This is a genomic window from Paenibacillus donghaensis (assembly GCF_002192415.1).
Classification (GTDB): domain Bacteria; phylum Bacillota; class Bacilli; order Paenibacillales; family Paenibacillaceae; genus Paenibacillus_AQ; species Paenibacillus_AQ donghaensis.
On record NZ_CP021780.1, the window covers coordinates 6,931,407 to 6,950,150 of the forward strand.

The following is an 18,744-nucleotide window of genomic DNA, read 5'->3' on the forward strand; positions in this document are numbered from 1 at the left end:
TACTGCCTTTTGTACCGTTTCAGGGTCCTTCGTCAGCATAGATTCCTTCACACCCAGCACCGAATCATTTACCACATTCTTTATGTCTTTGCCCATACATCTTTGGCGTAACGCCCCTCGGCTTCCAGGTTGTTAAGCCAAGCTCTTGCTTCTTGTTGTCCTACTCCATGTATCGCAAGGTAGGCTTGCTGTAAGGCTGACTCGACATCCGGGGCCATTTCACTGCCATCCCCGCATACATAAATCCGCCCTCCTGTGGAAAGCAAGCTCACTATCTCGGCTGCATCCTGTTCCATCAAATGCTGTACATATGTTTTGGATTTGCCTTCCATTCGAGAAAAAGCAGTACGAAGAGTAACGATACCGTCTCTTTCATATTGTTCAAGCTCTTCCCGATATATATAATCCCATTCATTCCTGCATCCAAAATAAAGCCGGGCTTCACCCAAATCCGCCCCTACTTGCCTGATTGCAGCACGCGCCTGTAAAAATCCCCTAAAAGGTGCTACTCCTGTCCCGGGCCCCACCATGATAACCGGTGTTCTTGGATCTTCCGGGAGTTGGAATCCAGAATCGGGTGTACGAACGAACATGAGAATCTCTTCGGCCGCCTTGCATTCGGCTAAGTAATTAGAGGCAACTCCGTGATAGTCGCCGCGTCCGCTCCAGGCAGAACCCTGCACCACAGCTACAGTAATACTGGCACGTTCCGGGTTGGCTCGCGGAGAGCTTGAGATCGAATAGTATCTAGGTTTAAGGGGCGGCAATAACTCCAGAAACCGTTCAAACGGCATTTCGCAGGCTTCGTACTTCTCAAGCAGGTCCAGCATCGTGAGCCGTTTCTTCAAGATCTGATCCTTGTAGGCTTCCTCCTCCAACAAAGCCGTAAGTTCTCGCTTGTGCGGAGGGCAAACGGTGTAAGCCGCAAGCTCACGCAGCTGCGCACGGGTAGCAGCTTCCTGCACCTCTACACAGTGACTGAGCAGATCCTGGAGATTAACGGGGCGGTCCAAGGGAAGATGTACAGCGTTTCGTCCATTTGCCGTCAGAATCAATTGATCCTTCCTATTCAATCCGTACCGCCGTACAATCCGCTCCACATTCTCTCTGCTGTTGCATGGCAGCACCCCAAGGTGATCGCCCTCCTGATACCTGACTCCTTCTGGCAGTGCGATCTCAATATACCGGGTGCTCCTTCCGCTATCAGTCTTCTGAAGTTCACGGTTTTCCGTCACCGAAGCGTAAACAGCTTCGTAGGTTTGGGCCAGAGGCATCGCCTCCATTCCACTGACGAACTGAACGTTAAGGGCACTTCTTTTGTTCTCCGCATCCTCATTTAATTTCAGATTGAAAGCCATCATAACATCAGACCACATGCGTTCCTGCCATTCTTCAACCTGCTTCTCGAAGTCTCCGCCGGCATCTGCTTCACCACGCGGGGAGAGCCTCCGGGCTCCTTTTAGAGCGAGCTGCTCATCAATTAATTTTGGCACATTCTGATACGTACTCGACCAACTGCGGTCTCCACAACCGAATACCGCATAATGAACGCCTTCAAGCTCACCCGGTTCTACCCCTTCCAGCCATTGCACGAACTCACGCGCATTTCTCGGAGGCTGTCCATTATAAGAAGCGGTAACGATCAGTACAGCCCCTTCCTTCGGTAACTTCCCTTTCCAATCATTTAGCGGCGCAACCTCACTCTTGAAACCATATATTTGTGCAATATCAGAGAGCTCCCGGGCAATCCGCTCTGCCGTTCCTAAATCTGATCCATACAGCACGAGCAAAGGTATATGTTCTGCCCCTATGATGGAGCTCTGAACCCGGCCGAGGTTCCGCTTATCTCCATTGTTATCTGAATCCTTCGCTTCCAATTCTTGAGCAAGAGCACTTGTCTGGAGTTTATTTCGGGGCTGCACCCGCATAGTGAAGTCTCCCGGCTTCAGCGTTAAGGTCTGCTTTACGTTAAGCTGATAGCTCGTATGATCAATTAATTCGAAATGCTGAAGAATCATCCCAAGGACTAGCGTTGCTTCGTGAAGTGCAAACTGCATCCCAATACAAGCTCGTTGACCATTACCGAATGGCTTGTAGGCATGATTAGGAACTTTATCGGGATCTTCGAAGCGCTCGGGTCGGAATTCATCGGCGTCTTCTCCCCAGGCCTCTTTGTCCCGATGAAGCTGTGGCAGGAGAACTCCAACATTCTCGCCTTTCTTAACGGGATACTTTCCTCCAATTACCGTATCTTCTTTGGCATATAGTTCAAAGCCCGGGGCGGTGGGCCATAGACGCAACGATTCGTTTAGAATCATGCGAATGTAATGGAGCTGTAGAACCTGTGAATACTCTGGAGACGGACTTGTCAGTACCTGATCCACTTCCAGATAGGCTTTCTTAAGGGAATCCGGATTTTTTATTAGAAAATAGAGCGCAAAAGACAATAAACCGCTTGTCGTCTCATGCCCCGCGATTAAGAACGTGATCATTTGATACCGGATATTCTCGTCATCCAGCGACTCTCCAGTCTCCGGGTCCTTCCCGTTAAGCATGCGGGCGAGCAAGTCCGTTTCCCCCCGGTCCCCGTTCGCCTTGCGTTCTTCAATAATGGTGTCCACTAATGAAAACATCGTCTGAACATCCTGATTAAATTGGCGTCTTGTTCGTACCATAAGTTTGTTCTGAATCTCCAGCCGTGCACTTTTATGCATGGCTTCATTTAGAGCGCGAACCATACTATTGATAAAGGGGCTATGCGTTTCTCTATAGTAACTGTTAAAACGGTAATTGAATCCGCATAATCCAATCGTGTCCAGCGTAAGCCGGGTCATGTCATCTGGCACATCAATACTCTCATTCGGGTTAAGACGTGCCCATTTTTGAATCAACTGCAAGGCAATGTCTACCATCATGGAATGGTACCCTTTCATGGCTTGCTTGCTAAAAGTAGGGAGTAGGATGTTATGGGCTTTTTGCCAATTGGGCTCGTTCGTTCTGCTTGTAAATAGACCATCACCGCCAAAAGCTCGTACATTCTCTAATTCACTGTAAATTTGTTTATCGAAGCGGGAGATATCACAAACATCAGCCACCAGTTCATGTCCGGAAACGACCAGGCCGGAATAGCCGGGGAGCTTTAGGCGGTAAATAGGGCCGTACTCCTCAGCCAGCTTGCATAGCGAAAGAGTCGGTTGATCTTTGTCTATTAAAGGAAGGTTGCCAAGGGGGCCAAACGTTTTGGGCTGCGGGATATACCCTGCTTCTTTTATCATGAATGTCCTCCTTTAAAACCGTTGTATAATGTCTCCAAGACAAGCCCCGCAGCGGATTTCTTGGCAATATGACCTTCTTGTATCTGCTGCCAGGTGACAAAGAGCAGGGAATACAGCACATTCAGAATCCACTGGCTGCTCATATCCTGGCGAAAATAACCTTTGCGCTGCAACGACTCGATCATCTGCTGTACCGGTTCCTTAAGCTTGGCCTCGGCTGCCAGCATCTCTTGGCTGTAATTCAGCGAAGTATCGTGAGCTAGATAATAGATTTTATCCCCTAGCGGGATCAGCGCTTCAACTAATTCTGGAATATAGGTTTCGTTGCCTTCCTCATCCACAGGGATTCGGCTCATTACCTCTCCTACGACCTGCACAGCCCTTAACCCGAGCTGCAGCATTAACTGCTCCCTGCTCTCCACATATCGATGGAGGGTAGCAATGCCAATGCCGGCATAATTGGCAATTTCATTCAGCGAAGCCGCAGGCTTCTCTACCAAAAGCTCCGTTGCCGCATCCAGAATCGCATTATGCTTGGCCTCTTTCGTCGTTGATCTGGCATTTGCCATCGTTAGCCCTTCTTTCGTGGTAATTTATTATAATTTGATAGTTATTCATATCATTTGATATAAATATATACCATATAAGAAATACATTCAACTTTCCCACCAGCGGGAGCTACGACGAATAGACCGCATGCCTTTGCAGGGGGCGGTCTATTTGCGTTTATTAGACAGTAGCGCTACGATTAGCAACCCAAAGGTTAGCATAAGCATCATTGCTTCGAATACTGTCACAAGGCATCCCTCAAAATCTCAGCCTCTAGCTCTACCGACAGCAGCGGCAATTCCTTTGCCTTCCGATACTGCCGTTCCTGATGAATACTCTGCACATAATCGTACAAAATATCGGCCGCCTCTATCATCTTGTTCCAATTCTCCAGGCGAAAAGCGCATAATGGAGGGTTGTTCTATCTAAATAAATTTGCCGATTGAATCCATAACTTTTTTTAATTAAATTATCATAAGTGTATTCATTACCAATATAGATTTTAGCAGCAATACAGTATTTTTTTCAGCAAAAACACAATTTTGCTCGAAACCATGGAAACGCATTTGTTCAAATAAAATTAGAGTCTCTCTTTGACTTTTTTTATTTTTTATTGTTTTAGGACCTGTGTTCAAACTATGAGAAACATGAAATGTCAACTTGAACTCAGTTAGGGTATGATCGGCAGCAACAAATAAGAATCAAATTTATCCCCTGTATATAGAGTAATGTCTGCATCCCAAACCCTGTCATCCCCCGTCTGAGTCAGCAGTGCGCAGCCACTCTGATTCTGGCTTCCAATTTCCAGGAGCAACCGGTTTCCTTTAGCTACAATAATTGCGCTATCCCATATCTCAATATCCAAGCAATAGACTTCTCCTGGAACCAGCTTTTGAACCTCATCGAAGGTGTAATAAGGCTTATACTCCGTGGATAATTCATCATCAGTTTTACGTAAGGAAGCGCGCAGCCAACCCTGGCTAATTGGGAATTTCTCTGTTAGTGCTCCTGAGTTAACGACCTCATTGCCTAGTGAGTCAATATTTCGCAAAGATACGAAAATGTCCATATCATCTGTAGTTGACGATGCCCACAAACGGAGTTTGATAGGCCCGAGAATTTCTGTTTCGTTATCAAACGGATCGGTTTCAAACAGAACACGCTTTGAATTGTTTTCCTCTCTCGAGAATTCTTTCACCATAAAAGGCTTTGCCCAGTGCTTTGACTCGCACTCCTTATCGCCTTCATAGCAAAGCTGGGCCTTGGCTTGCGGAGGCTCTTGCGAAAGCAGATTCGAGCTTGCATCAAGGTAAAAGCGGATCCATTGGGTGCGCTTAAGCGGATACTCGTTCTCGTAGCGCCATGTGTAGTTATTGCCTCCGCGAGGAATGGCAAGCTTCACTTTCGGTTCCCTCATTATGCCAGTATCGAGACCTTTAAGCCAATAATCCAGAAATTTTTTCTGCAGTTCCCGACCCTGAGCGCTGTAAAATGCGCCAACATGGCTCCCGATATGTACTTCAAGCCACTTGTGCTCTGATACCGCATTCTGAAAACCCAGAAAATTTCCACGGGTATGCATTCCGGCGCTAAACCAGTTGCTTGCGGATAATAAAGGCACCTCTACTTTACTCAAATCAGAGAATCGATTCGTCCACGATTGATCACGTAATGGATTGTTTTTTACCATCTCCGGGAAATCAGCGCGATTGGCTTGCAATTGTTCTTCCGAGAATCTTCCATCTGGATTGTATTGATGCGCCAAAACTCCGTTCTTCCACCAGAATGAAAGAAAACCGTTCGCCTGGATTCCGCCCGGATAACAGAATTCTGCATAATAATCTACTGTACCTTCCCAAGGTATGATACAAGCTAAATGAGGAGGTTGTTCGGATGCCACGGCCCATTGACTCATAGCCAAATAGGAGATGCCCAGCAGCCCTATCTTTCCATTGCTCCATGGTTGCGTTCCAGCCCATTCGATTGCATCATAATAATCTTTCTTCAAAGCATTTGATAATATATCCAGCTTTCCTGGAGAATTACCGATACCACGTTCATCTACTCGCAAGACAGTATAGCCTTGTGGCACCCAAAATTCAGGATTTGGTGTTTCCCAACTAATTAAGGGCCCTTTATCCTGCGAGTGTGTATATTCTATTGCGATCGTTGGATTAGCAGGAGCAAATTGCGAGAAATGCAGATCCTTTCCATACGGACACATCGTCAAGATTACTGGAAAACTCCCATCTACATTAGGCTGATAAAGATTTGCGGCGAGATAATTCCCGTCTCTCATAGGAATCTGTACTTCTTTCCAAGTAAGTTCATAAAAGTGATTACTTCTTTCGTTAATGTCGATAGGTAATGGATTCATAGCTTGCCTCTATTTGATAGTTTTTCTTCAAACCAGTCAATCCATAAGCAGCGTGCTTCTGTATCCTGTTCAATCGCATTGTGAACTTTCCCTGGATATACTACTAGGCTCTTATCCTTGCTGGAAACCTCGTCATAGAACTGTTTAATTCCATTAACATCATATGATAATCGACATAATTAACACCATGCCCGATCATCCCTATCAAAGGCTGTTCAATAGATCTCTTTCTGATTTCTTGCAAGTGGATTCACTCCCTCCAATAATTATTCAGAAAAGTTTTAGTACACATGTACTAAAAGTAGTATATTCCTGCAAATGCAGTAATTCAACTCTGGTCTTTATTGAATGGCATTCTTGGCTGAGGATTTTCGCAAATTATCTCTCGAATTCTTCCGTATTCTTAATCAAACTACTTATTTCAGCTTGAAGAAACAATTTATGATATAATGCTTTTGATTTCAAGTGCATAGCACAAACGCTATAAAGGAGATAGACATGGATATTAATTTAAGAGATAAGATCCTTGAGACTTCAATTGAATTATTTAATAAAAAAGGATATGCCTATGTAACATTGAGGGATATTTCCGATGCGTTAAATATAAGTCCTGGTAATTTGACATACTATTTCAAAAAAAAATATGATCTTATGATCGGTGTTATGGCAATGCAGTATGAAGAATACCAAAATTTAAATTTCTCAGCGGAGGTTTCTATCGAAGGGCTGAATCAGCAGTTTTTAATTCTTAATGCATTCCGTGAAAAATATTTCTTTTATTTCTCCAGTTTTACAGAATTGCCTAAGTTGTATTCGGAGATAGCTGAAATGCAAATTAAGGTTGTTAATGATTTCTATACGCTTTTTACCAACATATTTAAGGGGTTTGTTAATAAAGGAATTATGAAAGAAGAATTATATACCGGGCAATATGAAGATTTGTCTATTTCTGTACTATCGATAAATATGTATGGCACACAGGAAATAATTCTTCTCCAAAAATTTCTTCCAAAGCAAAAAAATATCTTGTCTATCCTATGGAGCCTTATACTGCCTCATCTAACCAAAGAAGGAATGGCCATGTATTGTCGGATAACGCAGGTTGATAAAACTCTTCCCCCCAAGCTATGCTACAAACCAGATCAATCGGGTGGAGGCTTCGAAGGCTCAACATGAGGCCGCCAAGTCACGTACGATCTGACTAAACACACGGCAAGGCCGAAGTCAGTTCATTTATGTATACTATCTACAAATACTTTGCTCTTCTTTACAGTTATGATTATGTTCGCCGTACTGGCAGCCTTGGGAATAATCGCTGCTATTTTTATAACAAACCGCTTTCTTACCCGCTTTGTATTCAAGCGGTCAAGTCAAATTTAGCACAATATACGCGCCTCAAAGGCGGAAACGGAACGATAGTCTAGAGCAGCAGCATCGAGATCGGTCCCTTCGTAATCAATACTCGATCGCACAGAGCCTACCTTCATGGCCGGGAGCTGGATCTGAAAAAAAAGGAATTCGATCTGTTGCATTTTCTGGTTGTTAACGCGGATATCGTATTCAGCAAAGATTCCTTATACGAGCGGATTTGGGGCTTTGACGCCATAGGAGATAATGCCACTGTAGCTGTTCATATCAACAGACTCCGCGACAAGATTGAGCAGGACCCCGGCGATCCGAAGTTCATTCAAACCGTATGGGGTGCAGGATACCGGTTTCAACCGTGAAGCCGCTTTTAAGGGTGCTTGGCTTCAGCGAATAGGCTACGACGAATAGACCGCATTCCTTGCTATGAGGGCGGTCTATTTGCTTGTATTGGGCAGCAGCGCTGCGATACTGGGTTAGGACATCTTGAGCGTTGAATCATATGGGCTCTAGTCCACACATGGCTCAACTAGAATATACCGAAGCGATTTTGCCAGAATAGTATTTGTAGTTTCCACGGAGAAGGTAGCGCCGGGTTTCGTTTGAGCTTGGTTGTAGAGGTCAAAATGACTAAAGTTTGAATCCTGAACATAAAAACGCAAATAATGATTATCACCAAATGTCGATTTCCCTGTGTTTTGTGAAGTTAGCTGCATCTTAATAAGAGGGACTCCATCCTTATTTGCTATGGTTTGAATGATGGATTGGATGGGTCTAACAGAAGGATCGGAATGCTGACCCAGAACATGCTCCTCATCGCTTACGATTCCAGAAGGAAGATAAGCGGGATCTTCGGATATACGAGTTATTCTTTGGTTTGAATCCCACTGTGTATCCAGATGAAGGGCTTTGGCAACTACACTGAGCGGAATGTACATACTTCCTTGAATCAAGACAGGAATGGTATCCATTTCCGAGGCTACACCATTAAGTTCAATATCTTTTACTCCAATGGTCATTTTTAGGCTGTATCTGTTCTCTTTTTGATTGAACAGGTTCTTTCTAGAGATCACCGCGCTTTTGTTCACGGCATCATAGGTCACTTCCGCAGCCAATAAATCAGATAGACTCCGCAGCGGAACCATCAGACGATTGTTCTGATCGAGGTATGGAGATCGCGGTGCGGTGTAGGTCACGTAATACTGGTTGATTTGTAAAAGGACGGGTGAGTTTACCGTTGCGGTTTTGGCCGCCGCCATATCTGCCACAGGTACAGATAAACAAAGGGTGAGCGTCAGACCAAGGATCATCAGCATTCGTTTCATAATCAAAGAAAGCCACCTTTCGGTAATATAGTGAACGAAGACACCTTAGTGATAACACTGCAAATTACTCAACGGCTCATTATATAAGGTGTCTTCAATCCGCGTACCCTGACCTTTAGTATACACATACGTTGGATTATTTTGAAACGGTTATTGTTGTATTATTGCCGCTAATTGATACATTAGCAAAATCGGTTGAGTTGAGAACAGGTGTTGAGGCGGCACTATCAATGAGAATGTTTGCGAATGAGCCTGTGACTGTCCCACCTGCATCCCCTTGCGGCACTTTATTGACTACTGTATCGGCAATTGCAACTAAATATTATATGGACTTATACGATCTCCTGGAGTTGTATGTCCGTCCGCTTCACTTCCCCAGTAGTAGTTAATAATTGGTTGCCATTTGTTAACTCCATAGGCATTGGAGTACACCAATCCCATATCGGCTTCGATAGCTCTGGCACTCGTACCTGCCTTGTTTTTCCCTGTGCCAGAGAAACCGCTATAAATATAAGTCCGTGATGTAGGGCCGTTTGTTGAAGTTGGAGTATGAATAACAAATGTGCCAATACTTCCATTCTTTTGAACAGTGGCTCGTCCGTCAATACCACCGGGGATAGCATCGGCGGCAGCAGTCAAAAGATTACCCGAATTAGATACGAGCTGAGGTTGTTCTACACTATCTACAGGGTAGGTTACTGGTTACTACAAACTCTTTACTACTTACAGAAGACTTCTCATAAAAATATCCTGTGTCTCCTTCCACATATGTATAGTTAAACGTCTCAGGTAAAGAAATTAAGCTTCGTCGCTATATTTGATGGGTGAGGTCTAAACCATAGAGAAGTAGAGCAGACTGTTCCTAAGAAGACTAATAGGGGCGGGAAGAAAAATGAAGATATCCAATAGCCGAGAAGATCATGTGATTGCGGAGTTATTTAAAGTGGCGTTGCAGGTGGAAAAACCATGGGAACTGAGAGAAATTAAGTTCGACGAACAGGAACAAGCCTGAAATTAATGAAAATAAAGAAAATCTCCATATATTATGATGCAAATTTTTTATTTCTGAACCGCTTGGTCCCCAGAGGAACAAAAGAACCCCTCCAGATCATTATCAATCAGTTCTATCTCCCTCCCTCTTTCGAGAGGTAGCCGACCAACCCTTTCCAGCCTATTCTATTGATTCCCCGCCCAAACATCCCCTCAAAATCTCCTGAACCTCCCGCACCTGCTCCCCCGTCGCCCCCTCGCGCAGCGATTCGAAGAGCGCCAGACTTCTTTTAAAATGACCATCGTTTCCCGACTGGTGAGCCAGACTCAACGCTTGCAGCACCTGTTTCAGCGCCTCCCCTCGTCTCTCCGTCCGCTTATGATATAGCGCTATATGGTAACTATAGTGGTAGTAATGCGCGAGATTCCCTTCATCCTCATACGTCCCGAATTCCGCTGTTTGCTCTGCGAAGGTAGCAATCAGATCATCTACATTCAGCCCATGCCGCAGCGCCGTCCGTACAATCGTATCCAGCCCCGGCAGTACTTCTTCGGGATTCTCCCGCAGAAACTCCGCATAGGCATCCAGCCCCTCCACTCGGCCCGAGATCAGATCCAGCGCATGCCCATTCGCTTGTGCCACAAATCTAAACTCCTCCACAACCTCCAGCCCTTCCTCACCCAGACCCTCCAACCAACCCAGCTCGGCATACTTATCGATGCACACCCTGGACTCCACATACTGTCCCTGCTCCTGGTGAGCAATCCCACGCATCAGATGACTGGAACCGTAATAGTAAACCAGTGGATGCTCCAGCTCTAAGGGCAGCAGCAGCAATTCCTTTGCCTTCCTATACTGCTGTTCCTGATAAATACACTGAACACAATCGTACAAAATATCCGCCGTCTTAATCATCTTGTCCCAATTCTCCAGGCGAAAAGCCATCTCCAACATCTCCACAATAACATCTGGTTTGAGTGATTTTAGAATGGATGGGCGCATGGGTGGAGCCTCCTTTATATGTATTTGTAAATAATTGTATAGATATTTATTAAGTTGGTCAATATAAATAGTACTTTTAAGTACAATTATTATAATTTTTGTTTTGGTCATAATAGTCTGTAATGCAAGCCCTACCTCTTCTAACCTTAAATAGAGGTGATATTCATGAATTTACCAGAAAGTGTAGGGAATCGGATACGCGAGCTTAGAAAAGCAAAAGGATGGACCCAAGAACAACTAGCGGAAGCTGCATCGCTTCATTACAGTTATGTGGGTGGTGTTGAGCGCGGGGATCGCAATATTTCTTTGGAGACACTGGAGAAAATCATTGCGGCATTTCAGGTTCCAGCTGTTGAGATTTTTCGTTTTGAAGAAGATACTAATCGTCGTAAGGCGATGGATGAACATATGGTGTTGATTAGTGGTAGGAGTACAGAGGAAATAGCAGTACTCACTAGGGTTAATAATGAAGTAATTGCTGCTATGGAGATTAAAAACAAGGATAAAACAAAATGTACAGATTAATCAAACACTAGGCGCCTGACTAAATTCTTATAGCTTCACCAAGACAAAAAAAGCATTGTCAGAAAGCCCAACACCAGCTTGATGGTGCTCATCCCCAGGGTATTGCGGATCGAGCGCCATTTGGAATGCCAAACTTACTACTACTACACCATCCCGTTCAATAACCTGTGTTTAGACCCGCCAAAATCTGTAAAAGTTCAGCGAATGGAATAACCCGAATCGGCTTGATTCTCTCATAGCACGTTTACCGCGACTTTTCAGCAAGCGCGGCCCATTCTAAACCCACGCCAATCAACCTGCTTTTGCAAGCTTCTGCAGTTTTCTCTTCAAAAAGCTTACCTTTATTTATGATACGGTTCTCCGTGTTGTCTGTAACGGCAAGTTTTAGGGCCATCCTTTGTCGGATGGCCCTTTCTTTAAAAATTATCAACCTATGGATTTTACTATATCACAATCCAAAATGTTCACGAACTAATCTAAATTGTTCTTCAACACGCAAACTAGGTGTTCTTTCAATCGTCTCGATACCATTTTCAACACAGGCATTTCTTATTTCACGAGAAAACTTAGCCATATTCTTGTTGCCGTGTTTGATTGTTTCCGCTGGATTTAATGTAAGGTTAATGACATCCAAAATCATCTTATGGTCTTCCCTAAAGAAATATAGCCTTTCAATTTCTTCATCAGACGTATAGAGACATATCATTCTTTCTTTAGGAATAAAGGGTAATATTTGTTCGGGCATTATTCCTAAATCTATAATGATTGGTGTATCAGTAGGCATTTTCAACAAATCAATAACAAAAAATTCCATCATCTCTTCGACAATTTGAAAAAGCCATTGACAATGTTCATCTATGGGTTTATTAAACCACTCATTCCAGTCTAAATCGGGATGAGGATATTGAAGGGCAGGGTATTCAACAGGGCTAGTGAATGGTCTATATTTTAGGACATCATCTTCTAGTGTTTGAAATCCTAACTCCTCAACAAATTTCTTTGTCATTGTGGTCTTGCCCGCGCAACAACCACCATTTAACCAATAAACATGCTTTAATTGTTCTTTCAGATAAGTATCATTTATTTTCATATTTACCCTCCTCAAATTTTAATATTGAGGAAGTTGGCGGATTCTTATCGGCTTTCTATAACAGTGAAAGTACATATTAAATCCTCCTTTCAGGAGCATAGTAATAATATTCCACGAACTGCAGGTAAATCCTTTTATACTTCATAATTTGCACCGCAAGGAATTCTCCAAAAAAACTTGCCCTTACTTATGATACGGTTCAGCGTATCATCTACACTGCGAAATTAAAGGGCACCCATCAGGTGCCCTTCATAGTTTGAACAGAGCGGTGAACCGCTGCTTTTTAACTCTCACAATTCATTGGAGTTTGATCCTTAAGTATTCTCCGGCGTTACGGGGTTAACCGCAAAGAGGGAATGAATGTTACCTTCTGGATCTGCAAAGAAGCCCGTGGTGTGCCCCCAGGACATCGCCTTCGGCGCTGTTATCCCCGTAGCCCCTTTTGAAACAAAATCATCATACATAACATGCACATCCTCAGGAGAATCACATTCGAAGTTAAGCTCAAAGGCTTGCCCTTTACGCTCTTCTACAAAAGAATGATGACCGTTCGTGTTATCTGCCATTAAGGGTGCCGAGAAGATGGCTAGACGAACGCCGTTATTCTCAAATTCAGCGTAATGATTATCTTCAATAATAGCCTTAAATCCTAGGACATCACGATAAAAGCTAGTCAATCTAGAAACATCAAGCGCCAAAACAGTGATTCCTTCTAATTTTACTCTCATGCTCATAACTCCTCCTTCCAACATCTGGTCCTATTTTATAGCGCCAATAAAAAAAGTTGTTTCACTTACTGATATACTCTGATGCTTTAGCTTGAACACCAAAGCAATTACATCTTCAGGTGTTGGGATCCATGTTGTTTCCTTTAAGATAGACAATTGGATGTCGGTCAGACCACTTGTCTCCAACCTTTCCTGAATTTTATCTAAGATTGGGGTACCTAATGAAGGCGGAGGAAATAGACCCGGAAAACATAGTCCCATTTCTCCACCTTCACCATTGCCATCGCCAGGATGAAACAACAAAAGGGTTCCTCCAGGACGGACAATTCTGTTCCCCTCCTCATACCAACTTGTCGGGCCCTTTTTGGTAAGTTATTCCCGGCCTTGCATGATTAAACATACAGAAAATTTTCCCAAAAAGGAACAAGCCCGTCCATCTCCATCCCTTTTATTTCTCAATATTCAACTCATCAATCTCTAGCCGATGTTGTTGATTAGCACCAAAAATCAGGAATCCACTTAATGTAACAAACTTGTAAGTTGAGAAGAAAAAACGTAATTCACTTCATTATATTGTTTGTTGTCATAGGGCGCTATTTCAATTCGTTCTTTATCAGAAAAACTCACTTTCAATCATACTTAGAAGAGCTCTTTAAAAAGAGTTCGCAATTAGCCCCCAAGAACTTTCTAATATCATTAGATTTCAATTCTTGTAGAACGTTATCAGAGCCTGTTCAAAAAGCCCGCAATTTCAGATGAAAACAAAAATGCACCGAAGCGAAAAATAGTAAAATGGAAGTACCACTACAACCATCAAACCAATACGCGAGGTGCATTTTCATGGAGTTGCAGTTAGAACTGCTACCCTACCACTACTATACCACACTCGGCTTTGACCCTGAACTCATCGATTATATCGATCATGTGGATGACGCCATTGTGCTTGAGAAGATTGCTCCACTCTACAAGGACGGCGGTCGTCCTCCCGTGGATCAAAGAGTCTGCTTTCGGATGCATTATTTGTACTTCACCCGTCCTGAGATCCCCTCATTTCGAGAATTAGTGAGACAGTTAAAGGAGCCCAAAAATAATTTTGGCGTTTGAGCGTAATAATCCTGATTTACTGGAGATTAGTTGCAGAAATGCACTTAATCGCCTGATTGGTCACGTTTGAGCTGAAATTAGTTGCAGTTTTGGTTACTACTTAGGTCCCCTAACCCTCTTCGCTCGTAACCCTCGCTTCGATTTCAGACGGTTGCGGACTCAGGAGCCTCTATATCACAGAAAACCCTCGCTTTTGAGCCTGTTTTGACGACTTAGGGGCTATACGGTCCGTAAGACGTCAAAAGATCGCAGATAGGAGGAAATAGGGGCTATACGGTCCGCTAGAATGCAGGTTACCTAGTTCAAGGGCTTGGAGTCTCGCAGGGTCCTAAGTAGTAACAATATTTGCATCTATTCCATCATCATAACGCCTAGACAGCCTTCTAAGGCGTGTGGAAATGGGATGGGAGAATAGTCAAACTAAATAACCGGTGTATTGAGCCTTCTGCTTGTTATATAAATCTACAAGACTAGTGAATTTGCTATACTTCGACTGCACTTCTGCATCCTTTTCAGTTTTGATTCCTGCTATTTGATCACTTAAAAGGCAAAGTTGCTCATCCACATTCAATTTATAGCACAGAGCAGTTTGTATAATTACATCCAGACCATCCAGCATCCCCTTAGGATAGGTTTGAAGAAAGCGCACATAGTCATTCAGAAGTTCCGTCCTCCCTGATAGAATCTCCACGGCATATAAATTCACTTTTGCCAAAAACCGAAAATTTCGGGCGATTTCTATACCTTCCTCCCCCAAATCCTCTATCCAGCCAAGTTCTGCGTATCTGTAAATGCTATCTTTGGCCTGCTCATATCTTTCGAGCTTCTGATATGCAATTCCCCGCATCTGTTGACTGAACCCGAAATAATAAACAAGCGGATGTTCCATCTTAATTAGGGGTATTGCTAGTCCCTTTGCCTTGTAATACTGCCTTTCTTCATAAATACGCTGAGCATAATTATGCAGAATATCGGCGGTATAAATCAGTTTGTTCCATTGCTCAAAAAAAAGTGCGGATTCCAGCATTTCGACAAGTATATCCGGGTTGAAGGCTTTAAGGATGGAGAGGTGGATGGGTGAAACCTCCTTATAAAGAGTAATTTTCAGAAAAAAGCTTCTTTATCTATTCACTAAGAGGTAGTAGAATAAATAAAATATACTCCTTATAAGTAGCTAATGCAATGTATTTTACCGCCTATATAACCCTGCTATTTATACCTAGACTCTCCTAACCTTTAGGAGAGGTGATTAATAATGACAAAATTACGTAATATGGTCGGAGACAGAATCAGGGATATTCGGAAAGCAAAAGGTTTAACCCAGCAGCAACTAGCAGAGTTATCCAACCTGGATGATGCATACATAGGATCAGTAGAGCGAGGAGAGCGGAATTTTTCTATAGATTCTCTTGAGAAAATTGTGATAGCCTTAAAAATTAATCCAAGTGAGCTTCTGCAAAGTTATGATAAACAAAATGCGGTCGAAGCAGCTAAGCGAGGAGCAGTTGATGAGTATACTGTTGCTATGAGCGGGCTTAATGTAGACGAGATTGAGAGAATAAAGCGGATTGTCAAGGAGGTTAGAGGGGCGTTCAAATAAAGAGTGATACGGGTATCTCTGTAATTCCCTTGTTGATTAACACAATATGAAAAAGGGACCATTGGGGCCCCCATTCTTATGGATCTTCATTTTCTTATTCCGGAATAACGCCTTTCGTCCCGGTCTGCGGAATTACAAAGGACCAATCGGCATCCTTATATTGACGGTTGACTATGATGCGTTTAATAGTCAGTTGCTTGGGCATTTTACCCAGACCATGGATGACAAGGCAAGCATCGGACAACTCAGCCGATCCTGATTTATCCTTTGACACACCCCCACCAAAATAATGATTTTAATTTATTTCAATGTTGGAAATATAAGACCTTGAGGGTTTACCCTCAAGGTCTTGAACTCATTTCTACCTTAAGTAAACCGCATATATCAGCTCATCAGCAATCTGATCTTTTTTGAGCTGAACCGCTTCCGGCGATGATTTCCACTCGAAATTCTCCAGCAGCTCAGAGGCCTCAATACTTAAGGAAATGGCCAAATCCTTCGGGTTATGAAACTGCTCCCATCGACACTCATACAACGCAAGAAAGAGGCAGTTATCCCCTGTGCCGGATATACGCCTCTGAATGGTTAGGTGACAGCCATGCCTTGGCCTTGTTATTTGCTTCATAATAATTCCCTCAGCACGTTTTTAGCCAGCCGTATCTTCTCATCATTAGCACCACGAAGCAAACCCACAATGTCTTGAATATCGCTCTCTACTGATGTAACGACAAAATCTTCATCCAGATATGCAAACAGCTGAATTAAATTAACTTCAAGGGATTCCGCAATCTTATGTAAATTCAACAAAGATACGTTCTTCTCACCGCGTTCAATCTGCCCTATGTATGAAAAATAAAATCCGCCTTTCTCACCAAGCGTCTTAAGACCACGAGAGTAAAATAACTCCGTCAAAGGAGGCAAAAAACATGCTACAAAAAAGATTAGTGACTGTTCTTCTCGCCGCTGTCCTCTCTGTATTCACTCCCAACCAGGTGCTTGCAGTCGGATCCGTCAATAGACCTCAAGAAAAAGATCAGTTGCCATGTGAAGTCATAAGGGACGCATTCCTCTGGACTTTGTTCAAGCCAATCAGAGAAGTCCTTACTCAATACAACGACGAAAGACAGTTCATGGTAGATACACCATCACGTTCAATAACCTGTATTCTGACCAACCAAAAGCAGTGAAAGTTCAGCGAATGGATTAACCTGAATCGGCTTAATGCTCGTAATGAAGCATGTTAGCTTCGACTTTTCAGCAAGCGCGGTCCATTCCAACAAACTTGCCCCTACTTATGATATGCTTTCCTCCCACCCGAGAGAAAATTGAATCTACTCTAGCTGAGTATCATTGTTTTTCCAAATTTACTATGACGCCATTGTTCTCCAGCTGTTGAATAACCTGCTCCGCTTGCTCATTCAGCGGGTTGTTTGCTAAAGATACTTCTTTTAATTGCGGCATCGTTTCTAACACTTCAATATCCCGGATGAGGTTATTGTCCAGATAGAGATACTCCAATGTTGGATGATTTTTTAAAGGCGTCAGATCTTGAATTTTATTTCCGCTCAGTAAGAGCCATTCTAACTTCAATTTCTGAATGGGACTTAGATCTTCCACCTGATTGTTGCTGGCAAGAAGATCGGTCAGCTTATTTAGATTTTTTAACGGCACCAGACTTCTTATCTTGTTATCGTCAACAACCAAATTCTGCAGAGAACTTAACCCGGAAACCGGTGAAAGATCAGTAATTTGATTCCCCTCAACAGCTAAAAACGTTAACTTTTTCAACTTGTTTAGCGGTGTAATATTCCTTATCTTTTGACTCGGCAGAAATAAGCTCTGCATGTTAACGGCATATTCAAGGCCTTGTAAGCTGGTGATTTTAGACTTGGATTCCGTGGCATACAAAGATTTCAACTTCTGCAAATCAACCACCTTCAGCTCTTTAGTAGCCGGCAGCTTTAATTCCGCTCGAATGACTTTCGCCAAAGCCGGGTCCGTAATGACGGATGCGGCCCAAATGACGGTTGCCGGTATGAATACGAGAACCAAACAAATCACGATGATATTTTTAACTAGTTTAGTAGGCATATAGACTCTCCTTGTTAATCATATTGAATGGGTTCCATCCCTTACCTTTATCGGATTTCATTGCAAAAATGTTCACCCTAAAGCTATGTTCTTTGATAATGTCGTAAGCGACTTTTATTTCATCAATGTGAAAGTGTGAAGGAATATACATGGTTTTCTCCTCAATTCTTCTCTCGTTTGCTCTTATAGTGTTTTGGTCATTATAAAATCTATTTGCTCTTCATCACCCATATAGAAAGAGTGGGCTTCTGTTTGAACAAACTCCATTTTTTTATAAAAGGTAATTGCGCTTTCATTTTTTTCCCAAACCCCTAGCCAGATCTTCTCTTTATTCCGTTCTATTGCTATTTCTATAGCTTTATTAATTAGATATTTACCAAGCCCCTGTTTATGAAATTTATTCCTTATATAAATCCTCTCGATTTCAAGCGAATCATTGTCCATTATTTCAGATTGAGCATCATTGGTGTTTACCTTTAAATACCCGGCAACTTCCTCATTAGAATAAATAAAATAGAAATCCGAGGAAATATTTGATAGTTCTTTTTCTAATTGTTTTAAGTTAAATGCTCTGTTCAAGTAGGCTTTCATATTTTCAGGTGAATTTTGATTCTTAAATGTCTCATTAAATGTTTCAATACTAATTTCTTGAAGTAAGCCTATATCTTCAAACGTGCACTTGTTTATATTTATAGTCATTTTATTTATCCTCCTTTTAATAA

The 18,744-nt window shown here is 42.8% G+C and carries 24 protein-coding genes; 6 read left to right on the forward strand and 18 right to left on the reverse strand.

All coding sequences use genetic code 11. The features are described from left to right. Window positions 1-80: 80 nt before the first annotated feature. The 5 genes from B9T62_RS31370 to B9T62_RS31380 all read right to left on the reverse strand — a co-directional run bounded on the left by B9T62_RS31370 (window position 81) and on the right by B9T62_RS31380 (window position 6,201). On the reverse strand, window positions 81-3,272 hold the full coding sequence (locus B9T62_RS31370; protein WP_087920495.1) for a bifunctional cytochrome P450/NADPH--P450 reductase: 3,192 nt from the start codon (window positions 3,270-3,272) through the stop codon (window positions 81-83). Continuing rightward, complete coding sequence (locus tag B9T62_RS31375; RefSeq protein WP_087918852.1) at window positions 3,272-3,844, reverse strand: TetR/AcrR family transcriptional regulator; 573 nt, start codon at window positions 3,842-3,844, stop codon at window positions 3,272-3,274. Before B9T62_RS31375 ends, B9T62_RS31370 begins: the two co-directional genes overlap by 1 nt. Window positions 3,845-3,991: 147 nt before the next feature. Then, entirely contained in the window at window positions 3,992-4,072 is an 81-nt protein-coding gene (locus tag B9T62_RS41935; RefSeq protein ID WP_425436712.1) for a putative holin-like toxin, read from the reverse strand. Further along, window positions 4,069-4,200, reverse strand: coding sequence for a hypothetical protein (locus tag B9T62_RS41370; RefSeq protein WP_281257655.1), 132 nt, complete (start codon window positions 4,198-4,200; stop codon window positions 4,069-4,071). The genes B9T62_RS41935 and B9T62_RS41370 overlap by 4 nt, the downstream gene beginning before the upstream one ends. 294 nt (window positions 4,201-4,494) lie before the next feature. Beyond that, window positions 4,495-6,201, reverse strand: a complete 1,707-nt coding sequence (locus tag B9T62_RS31380; protein WP_087918853.1) for a CocE/NonD family hydrolase — start codon at window positions 6,199-6,201, stop codon at window positions 4,495-4,497. Window positions 6,202-6,699: 498 nt separating this feature from the next. Between B9T62_RS31380 and B9T62_RS31385 the strand changes: the two genes are divergently transcribed. After that, complete coding sequence (locus B9T62_RS31385; protein ID WP_087918854.1) at window positions 6,700-7,377, forward strand: TetR/AcrR family transcriptional regulator; 678 nt, start codon at window positions 6,700-6,702, stop codon at window positions 7,375-7,377. Between the two features lie 320 nt (window positions 7,378-7,697). Continuing rightward, window positions 7,698-7,928, forward strand: a complete 231-nt coding sequence (locus B9T62_RS41030) for a winged helix-turn-helix domain-containing protein (RefSeq protein ID WP_281257781.1) — start codon at window positions 7,698-7,700, stop codon at window positions 7,926-7,928. Window positions 7,929-8,075: 147 nt separating this feature from the next. Here the strand turns inward: B9T62_RS41030 and B9T62_RS31395 are convergent, their stop codons facing one another. From B9T62_RS31395 to B9T62_RS31405, 4 genes are all read right to left on the reverse strand, one after another. Continuing rightward, window positions 8,076-8,891 carry a copper amine oxidase N-terminal domain-containing protein gene (locus B9T62_RS31395; RefSeq protein WP_087918855.1) on the reverse strand — a complete coding sequence of 272 codons (816 nt, stop codon included), beginning with the start codon at window positions 8,889-8,891 and terminating at the stop codon, window positions 8,076-8,078. Window positions 8,892-9,027: 136 nt separating this feature from the next. Next, the gene (locus tag B9T62_RS41940; protein ID WP_157794085.1) at window positions 9,028-9,177 is read right to left on the reverse strand and encodes a YrpD family protein; all 150 of its coding nucleotides are present in this window, start codon (window positions 9,175-9,177) and stop codon (window positions 9,028-9,030) included. Window positions 9,178-9,206: 29 nt separating this feature from the next. Next, window positions 9,207-9,530: a YrpD family protein gene (locus B9T62_RS31400; RefSeq protein ID WP_087918856.1), complete on the reverse strand. Its 324-nt coding sequence runs from the start codon at window positions 9,528-9,530 to the stop codon at window positions 9,207-9,209. Window positions 9,531-10,062: 532 nt separating this feature from the next. After that, on the reverse strand, window positions 10,063-10,884 hold the full coding sequence (locus tag B9T62_RS31405; RefSeq protein ID WP_087918857.1) for a DNA-binding protein: 822 nt from the start codon (window positions 10,882-10,884) through the stop codon (window positions 10,063-10,065). Between the two features lie 165 nt (window positions 10,885-11,049). Between B9T62_RS31405 and B9T62_RS31410 the strand changes: the two genes are divergently transcribed. After that, window positions 11,050-11,409, forward strand: a complete 360-nt coding sequence (locus B9T62_RS31410) for a helix-turn-helix domain-containing protein (protein WP_087918858.1) — start codon at window positions 11,050-11,052, stop codon at window positions 11,407-11,409. A gap of 448 nt (window positions 11,410-11,857) precedes the next feature. On the opposite strand, the gene B9T62_RS31415 is transcribed toward B9T62_RS31410, so the two are convergent. From B9T62_RS31415 to B9T62_RS31425, 3 genes are all read right to left on the reverse strand, one after another. Further along, window positions 11,858-12,499, reverse strand: a complete 642-nt coding sequence (locus B9T62_RS31415; protein ID WP_087918859.1) for a DEAD/DEAH box helicase family protein — start codon at window positions 12,497-12,499, stop codon at window positions 11,858-11,860. Between the two features lie 314 nt (window positions 12,500-12,813). Beyond that, on the reverse strand, window positions 12,814-13,227 hold the full coding sequence (locus tag B9T62_RS31420; protein ID WP_087918860.1) for a VOC family protein: 414 nt from the start codon (window positions 13,225-13,227) through the stop codon (window positions 12,814-12,816). Between the two features lie 30 nt (window positions 13,228-13,257). Then, window positions 13,258-13,530, reverse strand: coding sequence for a hypothetical protein (locus B9T62_RS31425; RefSeq protein ID WP_087918861.1), 273 nt, complete (start codon window positions 13,528-13,530; stop codon window positions 13,258-13,260). 537 nt (window positions 13,531-14,067) lie between these two features. On the opposite strand from B9T62_RS31425, the gene B9T62_RS31430 reads away from it, so the two are divergent. Then, a complete protein-coding gene (locus B9T62_RS31430; protein ID WP_087918862.1) occupies window positions 14,068-14,331 on the forward strand; it encodes a transposase in 264 nt (87 codons plus the stop codon). 415 nt (window positions 14,332-14,746) lie between these two features. On the opposite strand, the gene B9T62_RS31435 is transcribed toward B9T62_RS31430, so the two are convergent. Beyond that, window positions 14,747-15,358 carry a DNA-binding protein gene (locus B9T62_RS31435; RefSeq protein ID WP_087918863.1) on the reverse strand — a complete coding sequence of 204 codons (612 nt, stop codon included), beginning with the start codon at window positions 15,356-15,358 and terminating at the stop codon, window positions 14,747-14,749. A gap of 228 nt (window positions 15,359-15,586) precedes the next feature. On the opposite strand from B9T62_RS31435, the gene B9T62_RS31440 reads away from it, so the two are divergent. After that, complete coding sequence (locus B9T62_RS31440) at window positions 15,587-15,931, forward strand: helix-turn-helix domain-containing protein (protein ID WP_087918864.1); 345 nt, start codon at window positions 15,587-15,589, stop codon at window positions 15,929-15,931. Between the two features lie 94 nt (window positions 15,932-16,025). Here B9T62_RS31440 and B9T62_RS39635 read toward each other — a convergent pair whose 3' ends face one another. From B9T62_RS39635 to B9T62_RS31450, 3 genes are all read right to left on the reverse strand, one after another. Further along, window positions 16,026-16,205, reverse strand: coding sequence for a hypothetical protein (locus tag B9T62_RS39635; protein WP_157794086.1), 180 nt, complete (start codon window positions 16,203-16,205; stop codon window positions 16,026-16,028). Between the two features lie 87 nt (window positions 16,206-16,292). After that, window positions 16,293-16,502 (reverse strand): nucleoside triphosphate pyrophosphohydrolase family protein, encoded by a 210-nt coding sequence (locus B9T62_RS31445; RefSeq protein WP_087920496.1) that lies wholly within the window; start codon window positions 16,500-16,502, stop codon window positions 16,293-16,295. Between the two features lie 50 nt (window positions 16,503-16,552). Continuing rightward, window positions 16,553-16,843: a helix-turn-helix domain-containing protein gene (locus tag B9T62_RS31450; RefSeq protein WP_245864181.1), complete on the reverse strand. Its 291-nt coding sequence runs from the start codon at window positions 16,841-16,843 to the stop codon at window positions 16,553-16,555. A 14-nt stretch (window positions 16,844-16,857) separates the two neighbouring features. Between B9T62_RS31450 and B9T62_RS31455 the strand changes: the two genes are divergently transcribed. Then, a complete protein-coding gene (locus B9T62_RS31455; protein WP_087918866.1) occupies window positions 16,858-17,118 on the forward strand; it encodes a hypothetical protein in 261 nt (86 codons plus the stop codon). Between the two features lie 160 nt (window positions 17,119-17,278). Here the strand turns inward: B9T62_RS31455 and B9T62_RS31460 are convergent, their stop codons facing one another. Together B9T62_RS31460 and paiA are read right to left on the reverse strand one after the other, a co-directional pair. Next, on the reverse strand, window positions 17,279-18,022 hold the full coding sequence (locus B9T62_RS31460) for a leucine-rich repeat domain-containing protein (protein ID WP_087918867.1): 744 nt from the start codon (window positions 18,020-18,022) through the stop codon (window positions 17,279-17,281). A gap of 183 nt (window positions 18,023-18,205) precedes the next feature. Continuing rightward, a complete protein-coding gene (paiA, locus tag B9T62_RS31465) occupies window positions 18,206-18,721 on the reverse strand; it encodes a spermidine/spermine N(1)-acetyltransferase (protein WP_087918868.1) in 516 nt (171 codons plus the stop codon). Between the last annotated feature and the right edge of the window lie 23 nt (window positions 18,722-18,744).

What these genes read in the sequence shown, in the direction of transcription:
- B9T62_RS31380 (WP_087918853.1), bottom strand. Translation starts at nt 6,201, where the DNA reads ATGAATCCATTACCTATCGACATTAACGAAAGAAGTAATCACTTTTAT.
- B9T62_RS31455 (WP_087918866.1), top strand. Translation starts at nt 16,858, where the DNA reads ATGCTACAAAAAAGATTAGTGACTGTTCTTCTCGCCGCTGTCCTCTCT.
- B9T62_RS31420 (WP_087918860.1), bottom strand. Translation starts at nt 13,227, where the DNA reads ATGAGAGTAAAATTAGAAGGAATCACTGTTTTGGCGCTTGATGTTTCT.
- B9T62_RS31405 (WP_087918857.1), bottom strand. Translation starts at nt 10,884, where the DNA reads ATGCGCCCATCCATTCTAAAATCACTCAAACCAGATGTTATTGTGGAG.
- B9T62_RS31410 (WP_087918858.1), top strand. Translation starts at nt 11,050, where the DNA reads ATGAATTTACCAGAAAGTGTAGGGAATCGGATACGCGAGCTTAGAAAA.
- B9T62_RS41370 (WP_281257655.1), bottom strand. Translation starts at nt 4,200, where the DNA reads ATGATAGAGGCGGCCGATATTTTGTACGATTATGTGCAGAGTATTCAT.
- B9T62_RS31395 (WP_087918855.1), bottom strand. Translation starts at nt 8,891, where the DNA reads ATGAAACGAATGCTGATGATCCTTGGTCTGACGCTCACCCTTTGTTTA.
- B9T62_RS31440 (WP_087918864.1), top strand. Translation starts at nt 15,587, where the DNA reads ATGACAAAATTACGTAATATGGTCGGAGACAGAATCAGGGATATTCGG.
- B9T62_RS31435 (WP_087918863.1), bottom strand. Translation starts at nt 15,358, where the DNA reads ATGCTGGAATCCGCACTTTTTTTTGAGCAATGGAACAAACTGATTTAT.
- paiA (WP_087918868.1), bottom strand. Translation starts at nt 18,721, where the DNA reads ATGACTATAAATATAAACAAGTGCACGTTTGAAGATATAGGCTTACTT.
- B9T62_RS31415 (WP_087918859.1), bottom strand. Translation starts at nt 12,499, where the DNA reads ATGAAAATAAATGATACTTATCTGAAAGAACAATTAAAGCATGTTTAT.
- B9T62_RS31460 (WP_087918867.1), bottom strand. Translation starts at nt 18,022, where the DNA reads ATGCCTACTAAACTAGTTAAAAATATCATCGTGATTTGTTTGGTTCTC.
- B9T62_RS31385 (WP_087918854.1), top strand. Translation starts at nt 6,700, where the DNA reads ATGGATATTAATTTAAGAGATAAGATCCTTGAGACTTCAATTGAATTA.
- B9T62_RS31430 (WP_087918862.1), top strand. Translation starts at nt 14,068, where the DNA reads ATGGAGTTGCAGTTAGAACTGCTACCCTACCACTACTATACCACACTC.
- B9T62_RS31375 (WP_087918852.1), bottom strand. Translation starts at nt 3,844, where the DNA reads ATGGCAAATGCCAGATCAACGACGAAAGAGGCCAAGCATAATGCGATT.